This is a genomic window from Nocardia tenerifensis NBRC 101015, from assembly GCF_000308715.1.
Taxonomy (GTDB): Bacteria; Actinomycetota; Actinomycetes; order Mycobacteriales; family Mycobacteriaceae; genus Nocardia; species Nocardia tenerifensis.
In genome coordinates this window covers 35,820-50,960 of sequence record NZ_BAGH01000371.1, presented here as the reverse complement: position 1 = coordinate 50,960, position 15,141 = coordinate 35,820, and the positions used below count along the sequence as shown (strand labels likewise).

At 69.4% G+C, this 15,141-nt stretch carries 14 protein-coding genes and 1 pseudogene; 9 read left to right on the top strand and 6 right to left on the bottom strand.

From position 1 onward, the window contains the following. The coding region (locus tag ON39_RS29530) for a cutinase family protein (RefSeq protein WP_157195531.1) at nucleotides 1-849 on the bottom strand (849 nt) is incomplete at its 3' end. A 401-nt stretch (nucleotides 850-1,250) separates the two neighbouring features. Between ON39_RS29530 and ON39_RS29520 the strand changes: the two genes are divergently transcribed. The 4 genes from ON39_RS29520 (at nucleotide 1,251) to ON39_RS29510 (ending at nucleotide 3,883) form a co-directional block, all read left to right on the top strand. Next, a complete protein-coding gene (locus ON39_RS29520) occupies nucleotides 1,251-1,565 on the top strand; it encodes a hypothetical protein (protein WP_040739240.1) in 315 nt (104 codons plus the stop codon). 127 nt (nucleotides 1,566-1,692) lie between these two features. Continuing rightward, nucleotides 1,693-1,863 carry a hypothetical protein gene (locus ON39_RS49085; RefSeq protein ID WP_157195530.1) on the top strand — a complete coding sequence of 57 codons (171 nt, stop codon included), beginning with the start codon at nucleotides 1,693-1,695 and terminating at the stop codon, nucleotides 1,861-1,863. Nucleotides 1,864-1,877: 14 nt separating this feature from the next. Next, complete coding sequence (locus ON39_RS29515) at nucleotides 1,878-2,357, top strand: hypothetical protein (protein ID WP_040739239.1); 480 nt, start codon at nucleotides 1,878-1,880, stop codon at nucleotides 2,355-2,357. A 137-nt stretch (nucleotides 2,358-2,494) separates the two neighbouring features. Beyond that, entirely contained in the window at nucleotides 2,495-3,883 is a 1,389-nt protein-coding gene (locus ON39_RS29510) for a family 1 glycosylhydrolase (protein ID WP_246003021.1), read from the top strand. 67 nt (nucleotides 3,884-3,950) lie between these two features. Here ON39_RS29510 and ON39_RS29505 read toward each other — a convergent pair whose 3' ends face one another. Further along, nucleotides 3,951-4,475: a L,D-transpeptidase gene (locus ON39_RS29505; RefSeq protein WP_040739237.1), complete on the bottom strand. Its 525-nt coding sequence runs from the start codon at nucleotides 4,473-4,475 to the stop codon at nucleotides 3,951-3,953. 167 nt (nucleotides 4,476-4,642) lie between these two features. Then, complete coding sequence (locus ON39_RS29500) at nucleotides 4,643-6,154, bottom strand: AIM24 family protein (RefSeq protein ID WP_051187311.1); 1,512 nt, start codon at nucleotides 6,152-6,154, stop codon at nucleotides 4,643-4,645. 466 nt (nucleotides 6,155-6,620) lie between these two features. On the opposite strand from ON39_RS29500, the gene ON39_RS29495 reads away from it, so the two are divergent. Beyond that, nucleotides 6,621-8,207, top strand: coding sequence for a carboxylesterase/lipase family protein (locus ON39_RS29495; protein WP_040739259.1), 1,587 nt, complete (start codon nucleotides 6,621-6,623; stop codon nucleotides 8,205-8,207). Then, nucleotides 8,177-8,929: a crotonase/enoyl-CoA hydratase family protein gene (locus ON39_RS29490; RefSeq protein WP_040739257.1), complete on the top strand. Its 753-nt coding sequence runs from the start codon at nucleotides 8,177-8,179 to the stop codon at nucleotides 8,927-8,929. Before ON39_RS29495 ends, ON39_RS29490 begins: the two co-directional genes overlap by 31 nt. Nucleotides 8,930-9,130: 201 nt before the next feature. On the opposite strand, the pseudogene ON39_RS47630 reads toward ON39_RS29490, so the two are convergent. From ON39_RS47630 to ON39_RS29480, 3 genes and pseudogenes are all read right to left on the bottom strand, one after another. Beyond that, nucleotides 9,131-9,907: pseudogene (locus ON39_RS47630) on the bottom strand (anti-sigma factor RsbA family regulatory protein); the annotation flags it as partial. Continuing rightward, nucleotides 9,904-10,335, bottom strand: a complete 432-nt coding sequence (locus ON39_RS51740) for an STAS domain-containing protein (RefSeq protein ID WP_083894769.1) — start codon at nucleotides 10,333-10,335, stop codon at nucleotides 9,904-9,906. The pseudogene ON39_RS47630 and the gene ON39_RS51740, both read right to left, overlap by 4 nt. Nucleotides 10,336-10,377: 42 nt before the next feature. After that, the gene (locus ON39_RS29480) at nucleotides 10,378-11,022 is read right to left on the bottom strand and encodes a TetR/AcrR family transcriptional regulator (protein ID WP_040739235.1); all 645 of its coding nucleotides are present in this window, start codon (nucleotides 11,020-11,022) and stop codon (nucleotides 10,378-10,380) included. A gap of 266 nt (nucleotides 11,023-11,288) precedes the next feature. Here ON39_RS29480 and ON39_RS29475 point away from each other — a divergent pair, with 266 nt between their 5' ends. The 3 genes from ON39_RS29475 to ON39_RS29465 all read left to right on the top strand — a co-directional run bounded on the left by ON39_RS29475 (nucleotide 11,289) and on the right by ON39_RS29465 (nucleotide 15,132). Further along, nucleotides 11,289-11,777: a hypothetical protein gene (locus ON39_RS29475; RefSeq protein ID WP_146251213.1), complete on the top strand. Its 489-nt coding sequence runs from the start codon at nucleotides 11,289-11,291 to the stop codon at nucleotides 11,775-11,777. 85 nt (nucleotides 11,778-11,862) lie between these two features. Further along, a complete protein-coding gene (locus tag ON39_RS29470; RefSeq protein WP_051187308.1) occupies nucleotides 11,863-13,437 on the top strand; it encodes a flavin-containing monooxygenase in 1,575 nt (524 codons plus the stop codon). Between the two features lie 159 nt (nucleotides 13,438-13,596). Then, nucleotides 13,597-15,132 carry a carboxylesterase/lipase family protein gene (locus ON39_RS29465; protein WP_246003022.1) on the top strand — a complete coding sequence of 512 codons (1,536 nt, stop codon included), beginning with the start codon at nucleotides 13,597-13,599 and terminating at the stop codon, nucleotides 15,130-15,132. The last annotated feature ends 9 nt before the right edge of the window (nucleotides 15,133-15,141 follow it).

The window sequence follows — 15,141 nt, the reverse complement described above, 5'->3', positions numbered from 1 at the left end:
GTCGGCGAGCGAGGACAGCGCGGTCAGCGGATCATCGATGGGCAGCAGCGCCTGACCGGCGATGTTGGTGATCATGTGCAGGATCGGCGCGTTCGCCGGGGAGTCGCACGCCAGGTCGCCGTCGATGCACAGCGACGCGACCCGGCCGGTGAGCGCGCCGAAGTCGGGGGCGAGGTCGCGCAGCGGTCCGATGCCGCCGCCCGCGGCGGACGCGGGCTGGGACTGCAGCGCGGCCAGCCCCGCGGCCACCGTGCCCGGCGGGGAGTCGGGGGCGAGTTGGCCTGCGGCGCCGGGGAACAGCGGTGCGCCGGGGTAACGGGTCGGGTCGGCGAGCAGGGCGACGCCCGCGACGCGGTCGGCCGCGATGCTGGACTGGCCGCGGCCGATCTCCTGGGCGAACAGCGAGGCTATGTGTGCGCCCTGTGAGTAGCCGACGAGGGCCAGCCGAGTGTTCTGGCATCGGTCGACGACGGACTGCGCCATCGCCCGCAGCTGTTGCAGTCCGCCGGTCACCGACTGCGAGTACGGGACGGCGCCGCCGGGCACCGCGCCGCCGAAGCCGGCTTCGTAGGCGAGGTAGGCCCGGTCGACCCGGCCGGGTTCGGCGGCGAGCATGGGCTCGAAGATCGTCGCCAGCATGCCGCGATCCGCTGCGGGGTCGGCCTCGGGAGAGGACTCGCCGGTGCCGGGAACGCCGATGGCGTACAGCGCCGGGCAGCGCGTCGACCGGCCGGTCGACGGCTGAGCCGCGGCCAGACTCACTCCGGCGTTCGCGGCGAGGGCCGCGCTTGCGACGATGATCCCTAGTCTCCGAATGCCTGTTCTGGAGAACAGAATTCGACGCAACATCCCACCTTCGTAGTGTCGTGGCTCGGCCTGAGGCTGGTTCTGGTCGGGAGAGTCTCCGGCGTCCGCCGGTCCGGGGTGGGCTTCGCCGCCACCCCGGACCGCGTGGGATCAGCCGCCGATCAGCGGGGTGATAACGCTCATGAGTCCCGTGGTCAGAGCGGAGACGACGCAGTTGAGGAGCTGTGCGATCATGATTTCCCTTTCATATTCCTGTGGTTGCGTGGCCGTTCGGTCGAGACTTCGGCGCGGTACACCCGACGCTCGGTCTGAAACGTCGGTACTGCTCCGCTTCGAAGGCGCCGAGCGGCGGGACCAACCCCGGTGGCTGATCCAACGCCGACAAAGCCGGGAACCGTCAGAGGCAGGCGTCGATAGTGTCTTCGTTGCCCGGATGCGTTCGGATGGAAAAAATTTCGAGCCAGTTCAAAAACGGCTGTGAGCTGGCGCAATGCCCGGGTTGGGTCGGCGGGCCGCCACGGAACGCGCTCAACGAGGGTGGCTTTGTCCTTTTGCCGACCGATGCGCTAGCGTTCCTCGTCGATCGGCTCGTGTTCTCGTGGGGCGAATGGCCCCGATCCGTCAATGGCGTATCACAGGAGCAAGTCATGTTGAGTGGTGTCTTCGATCTGGTGCACACCGTGCTCGGTCTGGTGAACAGCGTGCTCGCGGTAACGGAGAACGCCGTCGGGATTCTCACCTTCGGCATATTGGGCTAGGCGGCGAGCGCGCGGCTCCCTCGGCTCCGAAGCGAGTTCGGACGCGCCGGAGCCGCGCGCTCCCGCGTATTCCGTGCTGTTGTCGCATCCGCCGGGGATCTCCGGCACTTGGTCGAGGAGTTTTCCTGTGACACGTCTGTGCAACACATTGGCGGCCGCGGTGGTGCTGGCCGTCGTCCTCTACTGTGCGGGAACGGATTCCGTGGCCTTCTGGCGAGCCGACGCCGTCGGCTCGAACTGGCTCGATCCGGACGAAGGCGCGGAACAGGTCGGCCGGGTAGGCGGATTCCGTTGGTAGCCAAAGTTATTCCAATGCTGCCCGGCGGGCGCGGCACCGTGGTGCTGGCGGTGACCGACACCACCCGCGCACTGCTCGCCCAGGCGCACGCGCGGGCGTGCGGCGCCGCCGACCGCGCGAGCGTGGCGGCCAAGCGAGCGGTGAACCGGGAGAAGGCCGTCGACCATGTCGCGCGCGCCCACGACTCCGCGCGCGCCGTCGCGACCGCGAACACGACCCGCGACGCGGCGTGGCACGCCTACGTCGCCGCCAACCACGCGACCAGAGCGACCTTCTACGCGGTCGCCGCCGCCGACGCGGCGGTGACCGTTCAGGACGCGGCCGCCGCCGCGCTCGCCGCGGCCAAGGCCGCCGCCTTCGCGCCGGATGATGTCGCGATCGCCGACACCGCCGCGGCGGCCGAGGAGGCGGCCATCGTTGCCAGCAACGGGGCATACGGCGCCCCGCCGACCGTGCCGATTCCCCGGATCGGTCATCGATTGTCCGTCAACTAGCTCGGCGAACGAGCCCGGCCGCCGCTCCGCACTCGCCGCTGCGACCTGGGGTTGACCAAAGTTCAGCAATTCTTCGGTTAAGTTCTCGGTTTATGCGCAGATGGACTGGGCGTGCCGCGCTAGCGCTCGCTATCTCGATGACCGCGCCGCTGCTACCCGGCGTGAGTGCCGCCGCCCCGCCGGAGCCGGTGACGGGAGTCGCCGCGCTCGGGCCTGACTTCCTATGGGGCGTAGCGGCGTCCGGCTTCCAGTCGGAGGGGCACGCGCCGCCGTCGGGCCGGGCCTCGCAGGACAACCACGCGCCCGACAGCAACTGGGTGCGCTACATCGAGCACCACCCGGAGTTCGACAGGTACCAGGGCTCGATCGACTTCTACGATCGCTACGCCGCCGATATCGACCTCGCGAAATCGCTGGGCGTCAAGGTGTTCCGGATCGGCATCGAGTGGGCGCGGCTACAGCCGACGAGCAGACTCGAGTGGGACGCCGACGGATTCCGCTTCTACGACAAGGTGATCGCCAAGATCATCAATGCCGGCCTGCGCCCGATGCTCACCCTCGACCACTGGGTGTATCCGGGCTGGGCCTACGACGGCGCCTTCCACGGACCGCACTCCGACAGCCCGGACACCGGCTGGGACAACCCGGAGATGCCGGCCGCCTGGCTGACCAACATGCGCAAGGTGGTCGACCGTTACGCGCAGCGAAATCCGCTGTGGGTCACCATCAACGAGCCCGTCGCCTACATCATGCACGAGGTGCGCAACAACGCCACCGATCAGGGGCGCATGGAAGATCTCGTGGCCGAAGCGCACAACAATATCTACGACTACATCCATCGGGTGCGGCCCGACGCGCAGGTGACCAGCAATATCGGCTACGTCGCGGGCATCGACGACCAGGTCAACGGCGGTCTGTTCGCCAAGATCGGGGACCGGCTCGACTACATCGGTGTCGACTACTACTTCGCCTACGAACCGCCGGCCTCGAGCCCACCGGCGACCGTGCGCTCCATCGCGGCCGTCGGGTCGCCGGGCATGTGGAACCTGCCCATCCGGACCGAAGGCATCTACTACGCGGTGAAGCGCTACGCCGACGAGGCTCGCAGGATCGGCAAGCCCGACCTGCCGATCTACGTGGTCGAGAACGGCATGCCGACGGAGAACGCGAACTCCGACGACGACAACGCCCCCGGCACAGGCAATTACAACCGCAGCGACCATCTGCGCGACACCGTCTACTGGCTGCAACGCGCCAAGGCCGACGGCGTGAACCTGATCGGCTACAACTACTGGAGCATCACCGACAACTACGAATGGGGCAGCTACAGCCCGCGATTCGGCCTCTACACCGTGAACGTGCGCGAGGATCCCGCGCTGGAGCGCCGCGCCACCAAGGCCGTCGCCACCTACACCGAGACCATCGCGGCGGGCGGGGTTCCGGCGGACTACCGGCCCACCCGGCAGCCCGCCGGGTGCGCGGTCGTCGATCCGACCCCCGGCTGCGTGGATCTCGCGGTGCCCTGAGTCGTCGGCCGCGACGAAAAACGGGATGCCCGTCGTGGGCATCCCGTTTCGTTCTGTGGATGTAGGGTCACTCCACCACTTCGACGATGTCGCCCGGTTCGAGGTGGTGATAGGTGGCCTCGGCCGCATCGGGATTCATCCGAATACAGCCGTGCGACATCGAATCGAGCGGGCCGATGTGGGTGGCGATATCGCCGTCGAAGAAGACGGCCCATTCCATCGGAGCGTTGTGCATTGTGCTCCAGAAATGTTCGCGCTTGAAGTCGACGTCGAAGACACCGACATGGGTCTCGTATCCGGGCCGGCCGACCTCGATCGGCTTCGGACCGTAGACGGTCTTACCGTCCTCCATCAGCCACATTTCCTTGGTGGATATCCGCAAGCACAGGCGGACCTTCGCCGCGGTGCACGGCGCGTAGACCGGCGGGGGCGGCGGTGGCTGGATGATGGCCGGTACACCCGGGATATCGGGGCCGCCGGGCCATAGCGGTTCAGCCTGCGCGGTGCCCGTCGCGGCGAATCCGGCCGAAGCGATCCCGATCAGTACCGCGGATCTGGCCGACCAATCACGAAAACGCCTGTTGCTGATCAAATTTCCGACCTCTCTTCGCCTTGCCGCCACGCTGCGCGCCGAATGCCAGGGTGATAGGAGTACCTCGTCGCGAAAGCTTCAGAAATACGAGGTGCTGCGATCATCGCGGACGGTGCGCGCGTGGTCAATCGTGGCGCGCGAATTGTTAGCCGAACTATCCCCGGTCGTCAGCCGAACAATCCGCCGAGCGCGCCGCCGCTCTGGCCGGCCTGCTGCCCGCCGCCGGTGCCGCCGATCAGCCCGCCGGGCGGCAACTCCGACGGCTGCACGATGACGAAGCCGCGCCCGGAGAACGAGAGCGTAAGGCCCTCACCGGTGCTGCGGCCGATGAGCCGGCCCAAGCCGAACGAGTCGTTGCGCTTGATCCCGGTCTGCAGGCTGGACGACCAGGCCACCGCGGCCTGCGGATCGGCGTAGGTCGGCTGATCGACCTGGAGGACCACCGGCGAGCCGTGCGTGGTGATGGCGATCCGGCCGCGGCCGGTGAAGACGCAGTTGAACAGGCCTGCGTTGCTGGCGACGCCCGCGGCGCCCTGGACCCGTTGGATCCGATAGGACAGGGTGGTGTCGAAGGCGAGCACGTTGGAGCCGTTGATGGTGAGTCCGTCGCTGCCGTCGAGATCGATGATGTGCACGTCGGCGGCGCTGTCGGCGAGGAACAGATCGCCGCGGCCCGACACGTTCATCAGCGGCACGCCCTCGCCGGTGAGCCGCTGGGTGATCGCGCGGCCGATGCCGCCGGCGCCGAGCGCCTTGAACTGCATGTCGCCCTGGTAGGCGACCATCGAGCCGGCCCGCGCCATGACCTCGCCGTTCACGGCGACCTTGATCATCTTGCCGCCCTGCTTCTGGATGCCGACGCCGTTGACCTCGGCGTGGCTCGGGTTGAACAGATCGCTCTGCATCGGCAGTGCTCCTTGCTGAGGTGATGGCGCGGGCGCTGAGTAGGCCGGGGCCGGGGGGTACGGCTGCGGGTAGGCGGGGGCCGGGGGTTGCTGCGGGTAGCCGGGGGCTGAAGGCTGTTGCGGGTAGCCCTGGCCGGGAGGTTGCTGCCCGTAGCCGGGCCCGGATGGCGGCTGCTGGTAGCCGGGGCTCGGGGGCTGTGGGTAGCCGGGTGCGGAGGGCTGCTGCACGTAGCCGGGTGCGGGGGGTTGCGGCGGCGGGTAGTTCGGCGTCGAAACCGGCGCGGCGGCAGGCTGATTCGCCGCCGGGGGCGCGGGCGCCTCGGGTTCGTCGTCGATGTTCACGCCGAACGCCGTCGCGATACCGGCCAGCCCGTTGTCGTAGCCCTGGCCCACCGCGCGCACCTTCCAGGCGCCGCCGCGGCGGTAGATCTCGACACACACCACGGCCGTCTCCGTGGTGAGCCCGGCCATCGGGAAAGTCAGTGCGCCCGAGTCGGATCCGATCGTCGCGAGCAGCGTGCCCGCGGCCGCGAAGGTCGCGGGCCCGCTGCCGTCGAGGCTGGCGGTGACCACGACCTTGTCGACGTCCGGTGGTAGCGCGCTGGTCTGCACGTCGACCATGTCGCCGCGGCCGTTGCCGTGCCGGTAGGTGACGCCGGGGCCGACCGGCTGGTTGAAGAACACGAAGTCGGCGTCGGAGCGGACACGGCCGTCCGCGCCGAGCAGCAGCGCGGACACATCGACCCCGGCCCCGCAGGTGACGGTCACCGTCATCCGGTCGGCGGGCGCTGGCCGATTCTCGCCGCGGGCGAGGGCGGTCACCGTCGGCCCGCCCGGTCGTCGGCGTTCCGGCCGAGTGGCATGCGATTCACGCCGTCAAGTGTGTCCCGAGTCGGGCCCGTTCGCCACCGTGTCGGCCGTACGCCACGCCGAATCGTTAGCCGGCGCGGGGTCGCCCTCCGCCACGCGCGCTCTCGGAATCGGCGCCCCAGGCCGAGCGCCGCCCTTTCAGCGCCTGCCGGGGGAGATCCGGGTCGGCTGAGCGTGCCCTGGCGGCTCGACCAAAGTATGCAAGACGCACGACCTCAGGGCGATGTCACGCGGTGTGGGCACTGCGCATACTCGATACCGGACCGAGTGGTGTGCTGGGCGCTGACGGCGAAAACTATTGCAGCGCAAGCCATTTCGCGCACCGATCGTGATGTACGACGACGTGATTCGGGAAGAGGGTTCTGTGTCGATGAAGAGGGTCTGTCTCGCGCTCGCCGCGGTCGCGCTGACCGTCGCCTACACCGGATGCGCCACCGACGAGGCCGCGGCCGACGACACCGTGGTCGCGATCGACAGCGGTTCGGTGCGCGGGGTGATCTCCGGCGACTATCGCAGCTTCGCCGGTATCCCGTTCGCCGCGCCGCCGATCGGTGAACACCGTTGGGCGCCACCGCAACCGGTGTCACCGTGGACAGGAGTCCGTGCCGCCGAGAAGCCTGGTCCGGCGTGCATGCAGCCACAGTCCGACGCCGCGCCCGTCGAAATGAGCGAGGACTGCCTGTATCTCAACGTCACCACGCCGCGCGCCGCGCGCGACCTCCCGCGACCGGTCCTGGTGTGGCTGCACGGCGGCGGCTTCTTCGAGGGGCAGGGCGCCGAGTACGACGCGCGACGGTTGGTCGGCGGCGGTGACGTCGTCGTGGTGACGGTGAACTATCGCCTCGGCCTCTTCGGACTGTTTCATCACCCCGAACTCGGTACGCAGGGAGGGGATTTCGCGATCCAGGACCAGCAGGCCGCGCTGCGCTGGGTCAGGTCGAATATCGCTCGCTTCGGCGGCGACCCGCGCAACGTCACGGTGGCCGGCGAGTCCGCGGGCGCGATGAGCACCTGCACCCACCTGGTCGCGCCGGGCAGCGCGGGCCTGTTCGACAAGGCGATCATCGCCAGCGGTTCGTGCACCATGAGCTGGCCGAAGAACTCGCTCATCCCCGGCATGCCGGAGGTCGCGCCGTGGCTGCCCGCCGCCGAGGCGCAGACGACCGGCGTGACCGTCGGGACCGAGCACGGATGCGCGGACGGGCGCGCGGCCCTCGACTGCCTGCGCGCCGTGCCGACGGAGGCGTTGATGGACGCGTTCACCGACTTCACCAGGGTCTCCTACGGCACAGCCACGGTGCCGACGGAGCCGAGCGCGGCGCTGCGGACCGGAGAGTTCGCTCGGGTACCGATCATGCAGGGCAACACCCGCGACGAACACAGCAGTTGGGCGGCGGCCGCTCAGATGGAGCAGCCGATCGATCGCGACCGTTATGGGGCGCTGCTCGTCGCGATGTTCGACGATCGGGCCGCGCGGGTCGAGGCACAGTACCCGGTCGACGACTATGCCTCACCGGCCGCCGCGCTGTCCGCCGTGCTGACCGATCGCACCTGGTTGTGCCCGACACTCCGCGCAAACGCCGAACTAGCCGAACGCACAACGGTTTACGGCTTCGAGTTCGCCGATCGCGCGGCCCCGCCGATCGCCGCGTTCCCGCCGGAGGTCCCGCCCGGCGCGTCTCACGGCTCGGACCTGAGCTACCTGTTCGACGTCAGCGGCGTCGGCTCCGCCACGGCACTCGACCCGGCACAACTCCAACTGTCCGACCGCATGATCGCGTACTGGACCCGCTTCGCCGCCACCGGCGACCCGAACACCACCGACCTGCCCCCCTGGCAACCGTTCCGCACCAGCGACCAGGTGCCATACGTGCAATCCCTCGCCCCCGAGAAGATCGGCCCGGTCGACCTCGCCACCGAACACCGCTGCCACTTCTGGCAAGAGCAAACCCGCTGACGGAGAAGCGCAACGCCTTCACCCTCGAGATGCTCGCCGATCTCTCGCGCGCGTACGCCCTTCTGGAGCACGACGACGAGCTGCGCGCCGGGGTGCTGTTCGGCCACGGCGAGCATTTCACCGCCGGACTCGACTTGGTCGACGTCGCTCCCGCCCTGTCCGCCGGCGCGATCACCTACCCGGAGGACGGCCTCGACCCGTGGCGGCTGGACTACCGCTGGACCAAGCCGGTGATCGCCGCGGCGCAGGGCTGGTGCATGACGCTCGGCATCGAGTTGCTGCTGGCCGCCGACGTCCGGATCGCCGCGGAAGGCACACGGTTCAGTCAGCTGGAGGTCCGGCGGGGCATCTACCCGTTCGGCGGTGCGCCCCTGCGGTTCTGGCGAGAGGCGGGCTGGGGCAATGCCATGCGCTGGGTACTCACCGGCGCGGAGTTCGATGCCGTCGAGGCGCACCGGATCGGGCTGGTTCAGCAGGTCACGCCGGACGCCGCGACGGCCCTCGCCGCGGCGCGCGCACTGGCCACCGAGATCGCCGAGTACTCAGCGCCGTTGGGGGTGCGCACCATCCTCGCCTCGGCACACCGCGCCCGCGACGAGGGCAACGCGGCCGCCGCCGAACGACTGGTCGGCGACGTCACCACCCTTTTCGGGACGGCCGACGGTGCGGAGGGGATCCAGTCGTTCGTCGAACGACGGAAGGCGAAGTTCACCGGCAGGTGACGCGCTCGCGGCGAAAAGCTTTGGCGCCGCGATCAGTTGAGGCGCATGTCCATCTGGATGGTGGTGCCGTGCACGCCGGTGTGGATGCGCACCAGGTCGGTGAGGTGATTGACCAGGAGCAGGCCGCGGCCGCCGAATTGGAACGGCTGGTGGGGGGAGACGGCCGGCGAGGGGATTGGTGATGTGCCCGCCGTCGCGGACCTGGGCGCGCAGCTGCCTGCCCTCGATCCACAGCGCGAGCGTGCCGGTGCCGCCGCCGTGCACCACCGAGTTGGTGATGGTCTCGGCGATGACCAGCTCGAGGTCGATGACGCGCTCCTCGGACATGCCCGCCCGCGCGGCGTACTCGCCCGCCCGGTGCCGCACCTCGGTGAGCGACGTGGCGTCGAAGGCGATGACCTGCGCGATCGCGGGCGGCGGGGGGAGCGGCTTGTTGTACGAGGCCACGATGCGGTCGGGATCGTATGCGGCGCTTGGCCGTTCGCCGCCGCGGTCGATCAGGGTCGGATGGGTCGCGTGCGCGTCGACCAGCACGGTGGGGTCGAGGCGCTCGGTGTCGTAGGGGCACAGGATGGTGACCTCGCGCCCGGCGAACGCGGCGTTGATCAGCGCCTCGTGCTGTACGCAGGCGGGATACTCCGTCGCCGAACGACCGGCCCAGATGGGTTCGCCGATGATCCGCACCCGGCCGGTCGGGTGGGCGTCGGCGAAGGCGCGCAGGACGCCGGGGATGATGCGGCCGGGATTGCGCCCCTCGACGGTCATGTCCATCAGCCGGACCGCGTCGGCGTCGGCGCCGAGTTCGGCGCGGATCAGCTCCAGGTTCGGTCCGGGGACGGACACCGCGACCGGCTCGTCGTTGGCCAGACCTTCCCGGATGAACCCGACGGTGCCCGCGAGGTACTCCTCGGTGTCGCTGTAGAACAGTGCGGGGTGCACGAAGGGGTCGGCGGACGGCCCGGCGGTGGTGGTGGTCATGCGGGGTCTACCTCGATGCTCGGGAGCGACGGCCAGAACAGCTCCAGGATGCGGACCAGCGTCAGGGGTGGATTGTGCAGCACGACCCTGCGTCCCTTCGCCGTCTGATTCGTGGCTTCCACCAGTATCAGGGTGCCGTGTGTATCGATGAAAGTCAGCTCCGACAGCTCCAGATGGACGTCCGGGGCCGCGGGTAGCTGCGCCAGCGCGGTCTCCCACGCGTCATGGGTCGCGAAGTCGACCTGACCCACGCAGCGTAGACCAGGCGGCGTGTTCGTCGAAAATGTCCGCAGCCTGGTCGGATCCGGCGATATCGCGGGACGCCGCTCGGCGGGTCCCGCTGGCTCGGCCTGCACCGTCGCACCACCCCTTCTGCCTGTCACGGCAGGGAAATTACTTATCGAACATACGCCCCGGGCGACTCGCATCGATCAGGCGGCTACTCGAGTGTCCGCTCGAACGCCGCGCCTTCAGGACTCGGGCAGCACCGACGGATCGGTGCAGTACGCCCGCAGCCGCCCCAGCACGGCGGCGCGCGCGTGGGCGAAGGCGGCGTCGCGATCGAGGAGCCGGGCGCGGGTGACCGCGGCGTAGCCCAGCGCGTCGAGTTCGAAGGCCAGCACGCCGGGGTCGGTGTCCGGTCGCAGCTGCCCCGTGTCGAGGGCGGTGTGCACGAGGGAGCGCACGAACGCGTCCCACTCGCGGGCGAAGGCGACGAGGCGATCGCGGACCGGACCGGGCTGGTCGTCGAACTCGTGCTGAACGGCCACGAAGAAGCAGCCGCCGGGCAGCACGAGCTGCTGGTAGAACGCCAACCGCGATTCGTGCAGCGCCCAGAGTCTGCGCACGCCGGGCGGCGCCTCCAGGGCGGGCGCCACGACGAGCTCCGCCCACTGCGCGCCCGCGCGTTCGATGGCGGCCAGCTGCAACTCTTGCTTGTCGCGCCAGAGCGAGAACAGGCCCGACTTGCTCACCCCGGCCTCGGCGGCGACCTGCCCCATGCTCAACGCGCCGAGCCCCGCTATGGAGGCCATGGAGACGACCGCGTCCAGTACAGCCGTTCTGGACCGGTCGCCACGTGCTCGGCGCCCATCGGCAGGGGGCCTGTTGGTCATGTGCGCATCCTTCGCAATAAGTCCGACCGATCGGTCGCAATAGCTGAGGGCGGGGCGGCGGTGAAGTCGAGCCGTGGGGCGGCCGAGGAGTTTTCCGGCCGCGCGATTCACCGGGAAGGGTACGTCCATCGGCGGACGGTGAAATGGGGGATTCCCCTGAGGCGGAAACACTTACGTTTCGGATAGGTTCGTCTTGTGGCACTCGCGGACCGAAAAGGTCTGCTGCCCAACATCTTCCGTGGGGAGGGGATGTCTCGAATCCGAACGTGACACGCACGTTCCCGGCGAACAAGAGGTCGATGATGACGATGAACAGTGTGCGTACGGGCCGGGGCCGTCGGGTGGTGGTGCGGACGGTGATCGCGGCGACCTTGGCGCTCGCACCCGCCGCGGTGATCATCCCGGCCGCCTCGGCGATGCCGTGCGTTGGTGCAGCCGATATAGGCTGCACGAACCCCGACGGCTCGCTCAATACCGGCGGCCCGCATCACCGGCCGAGCGTGCTCGACGACGACTACGGGCCGGACGGTTACGACCACTTCGGTTACGACCGGGGCGGCTACAACCGCTTCGGTTACAACCGATCCGGCTATGACAGGTCCGGCTACGACCGCAACGGCTACGACTGGTTCGGTTACGACCGCAACGGCTACACGGTTCAGGGCTGTGCCCGAAACGGCGCCGACCGGCCCGAGGCCGACCATGCGGCGTGCGAGCGGCGGCGTGCGCGGCCGTCCACCGGCAGCGGCTCGTAGCGGCAGCAGGTCTCGTCCACGGTGTCCCAGACAATGTAGGCTGTATTGAGCAGTGACACCGTGGTCAACGAGAAAGACGACGCCCGTGAGCTTTTCGCCCCCGCCGTTCGATGAGGTCAGCCCGCCCGACCATCAGGTCGCCGTAATCGGCGCGGGGCCGGGCGGACTCGCGGCCGGGGTCAAACTGAAGCAGGCCGGGGTCGACGACTTCGTCCTCATCGAGCGGGCCGGCGAGGTGGGCGGCAGCTGGCACGAGAACACCTATCCCGGTCTCGGCGTCGACATTCCGGCCATCGCCTATCAGTACTCCTTCGCGCGCAACGCCGAGTGGAGCCGGGTGTTTCCGTACGGCGCGGAGGTCAAGCGCTACCACATGAACGTGGCCCGCCGGTTCGGGCTGTATCCGCATGTGCGTTTCCACACGAACGTGGTGCGCGAGGAGTGGGACGACGCCAACCACTACTGGAAACTGCACACCCAGGACGGCGTCATCACCGCGCGCTTCCTGATCAGCGCGGTCGGCGCGTTCGTCCGGCCCAAGGAGGATCCGGGCATCGCGGGCCGGCGCTCGTTCGAGGGCAAGATCCAGCGGCCCTCCGACTGGGACCACGACTACGACCACACCGGCAGGCGAGTCGGCGTGATCGGCACGGGAGCCAGTGCCGTGCAGATCATTCCGGCCATCGCGCCCGAGGTCGCCGCGCTCGGTGTCTTCCAGCGCACGCCGGTGTGGTCGCTGCCCAAGCCGGACTTCGCCATGCCCGAGATCGGCAAGCGGCTGCTCGGCGTGCCCGGGGTGCAGGCGGCCGTGCACGGCGGCGTGCTGGTGGCGGCCGACCTCGTGCTGCGGGCCACCGTCGCGGCCCCGATGCGCGTGGTGCGCCCGACCGCCACCGCGTTCGATCGCTGGTCCATCGCCGCCTACCGCCGATACCTGAAACTGATCATCGACGACCCCGATACCCGAGCGCGGCTCGCGCCGGACTTCGGGGTGGTCGCCAAGCGCCCGACCATGTCCAACGGCTACCTGCGGGCGTTCAACCGCGACAACGTCACCCTGACCACCGAGCCGATCGAGCGAATCACCCCGCGCGGCATCCGAACCCGTGACGGGGTGGAGCACGAGTTCGACATGATCGTGCTCGCGACGGGGTACGAGGTGTTCTCCGATCCGGAGACCTATCGGCCGGGAACCGTGCTGGGGCGCAACGGTTTCGACCTCGGCACGTTCTACACCGAACACGGGATGCAGGCCTACCAGAGTGTTTCGCTGCCGGGCCTGCCGAACCGGTGGACCCTGGTCGGACCGTACTCGTGGACCGGCAGCGGCTGGCACGCGTTCGTGGAGATGACCGCCGACCACGCCGTGCGCGCCATCGCGGAGGGCCTGCGCCGCGGCGCGACCACCGTGGAGGTGCGCCGCGACGTGCACGAGGCGTACCACCGCGAGACGCTCCGGCGCGCCGAGGCGGTGCGGTTCTACTTCAACGAACTCAACGGGCACGTGCCGACCTATTATCGAAACTCGCAGGGGGACAGCACATATCTGCGCCCGTCGGGCTTCTTCGAGGCCAGCCGCGGCAATCGCAAGTTCCCGCTCGATGCGTACCGTTACGAGAAGACCCAGCCAACCGAGGGCCGGCTCGCGGCGGGCGCCTGAAACCGCGAGTCACGCGCCGCTTCGCCGGCGACTCGGTGGAAGTATGGGGGTCGAGTGCGCACCCTCCGCATCCGACAGAGAGGCATCGCGATGAACGCCTACCGCTCAGACGAATCCAGGTGGCGGGCGAACAGGCGCGGGCGGCGGCTAGCAGCGGTGGTGTTCGCCGTGGTCGCGGCGTGCGGCGTCGTCAGCGCGTGCGGCGGCGACAAGGCGGAGTCCTCGGCCGCGCCGACGGTGGTGAAAACCCAGTCCGGCCCGGTCCGCGGAAAGCTCTCGGCGAATACGCGCTCGTTCTCGGGCATTCCCTACGCGGCGCCGCCCACCGGGGACCTGCGCTGGAAGCCGCCAGCGGCACCGGCCATCTGGACGCAGGAGCGGGATGCCACCGAGCCGGGCTCGCGCTGCGTGCAGTCCGACGCGCCGGGCAGCCTCGTCGGCGGCGAGGACTGTCTGTTCTTGAACGTGTGGACACCCCGTGACGCCGCCGAGCAGAAGCGTCCGGTGCTGGTGTGGATCCACGGCGGCGCCTTCCTCGCCGGCGCGGGCAGCGAGTACAACCCCGCGCGCCTGGTCACCTCCGGCGACCTGGTGGTGGTGACGATCAACTACCGGCTGGGCGCGCTCGGCTTCCTCGGGCATCCGGCCGTAGCCCACGACGACGGGCAGGTCGGCAATTTCGGGCTGCTCGACCAGCAGGCGGCGCTGCGCTGGGTGCACGACAATATCGCCGCGTTCGGCGGCGATCCGGCGAAGGTCACTATCGCGGGCGAGTCGGCGGGCGCGATGTCAGTGTGTGATCACCTGGTGTCGCCCGGTTCCGAGCGACTGTTCCAGGGCGCCATTTTGGAGAGCGGGCCGTGTGAACTGCAGGTCGACCGGCAGACCGCCGTCGCGCGCAGCGAGCAGTACGCGGCCTCGGTGGGCTGCCCGGGCGCCGACGCCACGGTCGCGCAGTGCCTGCGCGCGCTTCCCGCGGCGAAGCTCGCGGAGACGCCGCTGCAGTTCACCGGTGCGGGCGACACCGGCCTGCCGGGACCGATCGTCGGGCAACCACTGCTGCCCGAGAGTCCGCCGACCGCGTTCCGCTCCGGCAAGGCCGCGAAGGTGCCGGTGCTGATCGGCGCGAACCACGACGAGTACACCTTCTTCGCCGCGCGGCAGCCGATCACCGCCGAGCAGTACCCCGAGCTGCTGAAGGCGTTCGGCCCGCAGGCCGACGCGGTGGCCGCGCGGTACCCGCTGGCCGCGTATCCGCAACCGTCGCTGGCGTATTCGGCGATGATGACGGACTACCTCTTCTCCTGCCCGACCGCCGACATGGCCAAGTCCCTCATTCGCACGGCCCCCGTCTACGTCTACGAATTCGCCGACCCGAACGCCGCGCCGCTGCCCGGTCTGCCGTCCCCGCCGCCGTTCCCGCTCGGCGCGGCGCACGCCTTCGAACTGCCCTATCTGTTCGATCTGGAAGGTGCCGACGCCCCGTCGACTCCGGCCCAGAAAGACCTGTCGGACAGGATGATTCGCTATTGGTCCACCTTCGTGCGCACCGGCGACCCCAACTCCCGGGGCCTGCCGGAGTGGCCTCGTCACACGGGCGACCAAGCCCTCGTCCTTCATCCGGACAAGATCAGCACCACCGACGCGGCCCGAGATCACCACTGCGACCTCTGGTCCGGCGTTCCCACCCCGTGAAACCGTTGT

Bases quoted from the DNA above. Each gene is read 5' to 3' on its own strand.
- ON39_RS29510 (WP_246003021.1), top strand. From the start codon at position 2,495: ATGACCGCGCCGCTGCTACCCGGCGTGAGTGCCGCCGCCCCGCCGGAG.
- ON39_RS29480 (WP_040739235.1), bottom strand. From the start codon at position 11,022: ATGACCAACAGGCCCCCTGCCGATGGGCGCCGAGCACGTGGCGACCGG.
- ON39_RS29520 (WP_040739240.1), top strand. From the start codon at position 1,251: ATGGAAAAAATTTCGAGCCAGTTCAAAAACGGCTGTGAGCTGGCGCAA.
- ON39_RS29515 (WP_040739239.1), top strand. From the start codon at position 1,878: ATGCTGCCCGGCGGGCGCGGCACCGTGGTGCTGGCGGTGACCGACACC.
- ON39_RS29495 (WP_040739259.1), top strand. From the start codon at position 6,621: ATGAAGAGGGTCTGTCTCGCGCTCGCCGCGGTCGCGCTGACCGTCGCC.
- ON39_RS51740 (WP_083894769.1), bottom strand. From the start codon at position 10,335: ATGCGAGTCGCCCGGGGCGTATGTTCGATAAGTAATTTCCCTGCCGTG.
- ON39_RS29500 (WP_051187311.1), bottom strand. From the start codon at position 6,154: ATGACGGTGACCGTCACCTGCGGGGCCGGGGTCGATGTGTCCGCGCTG.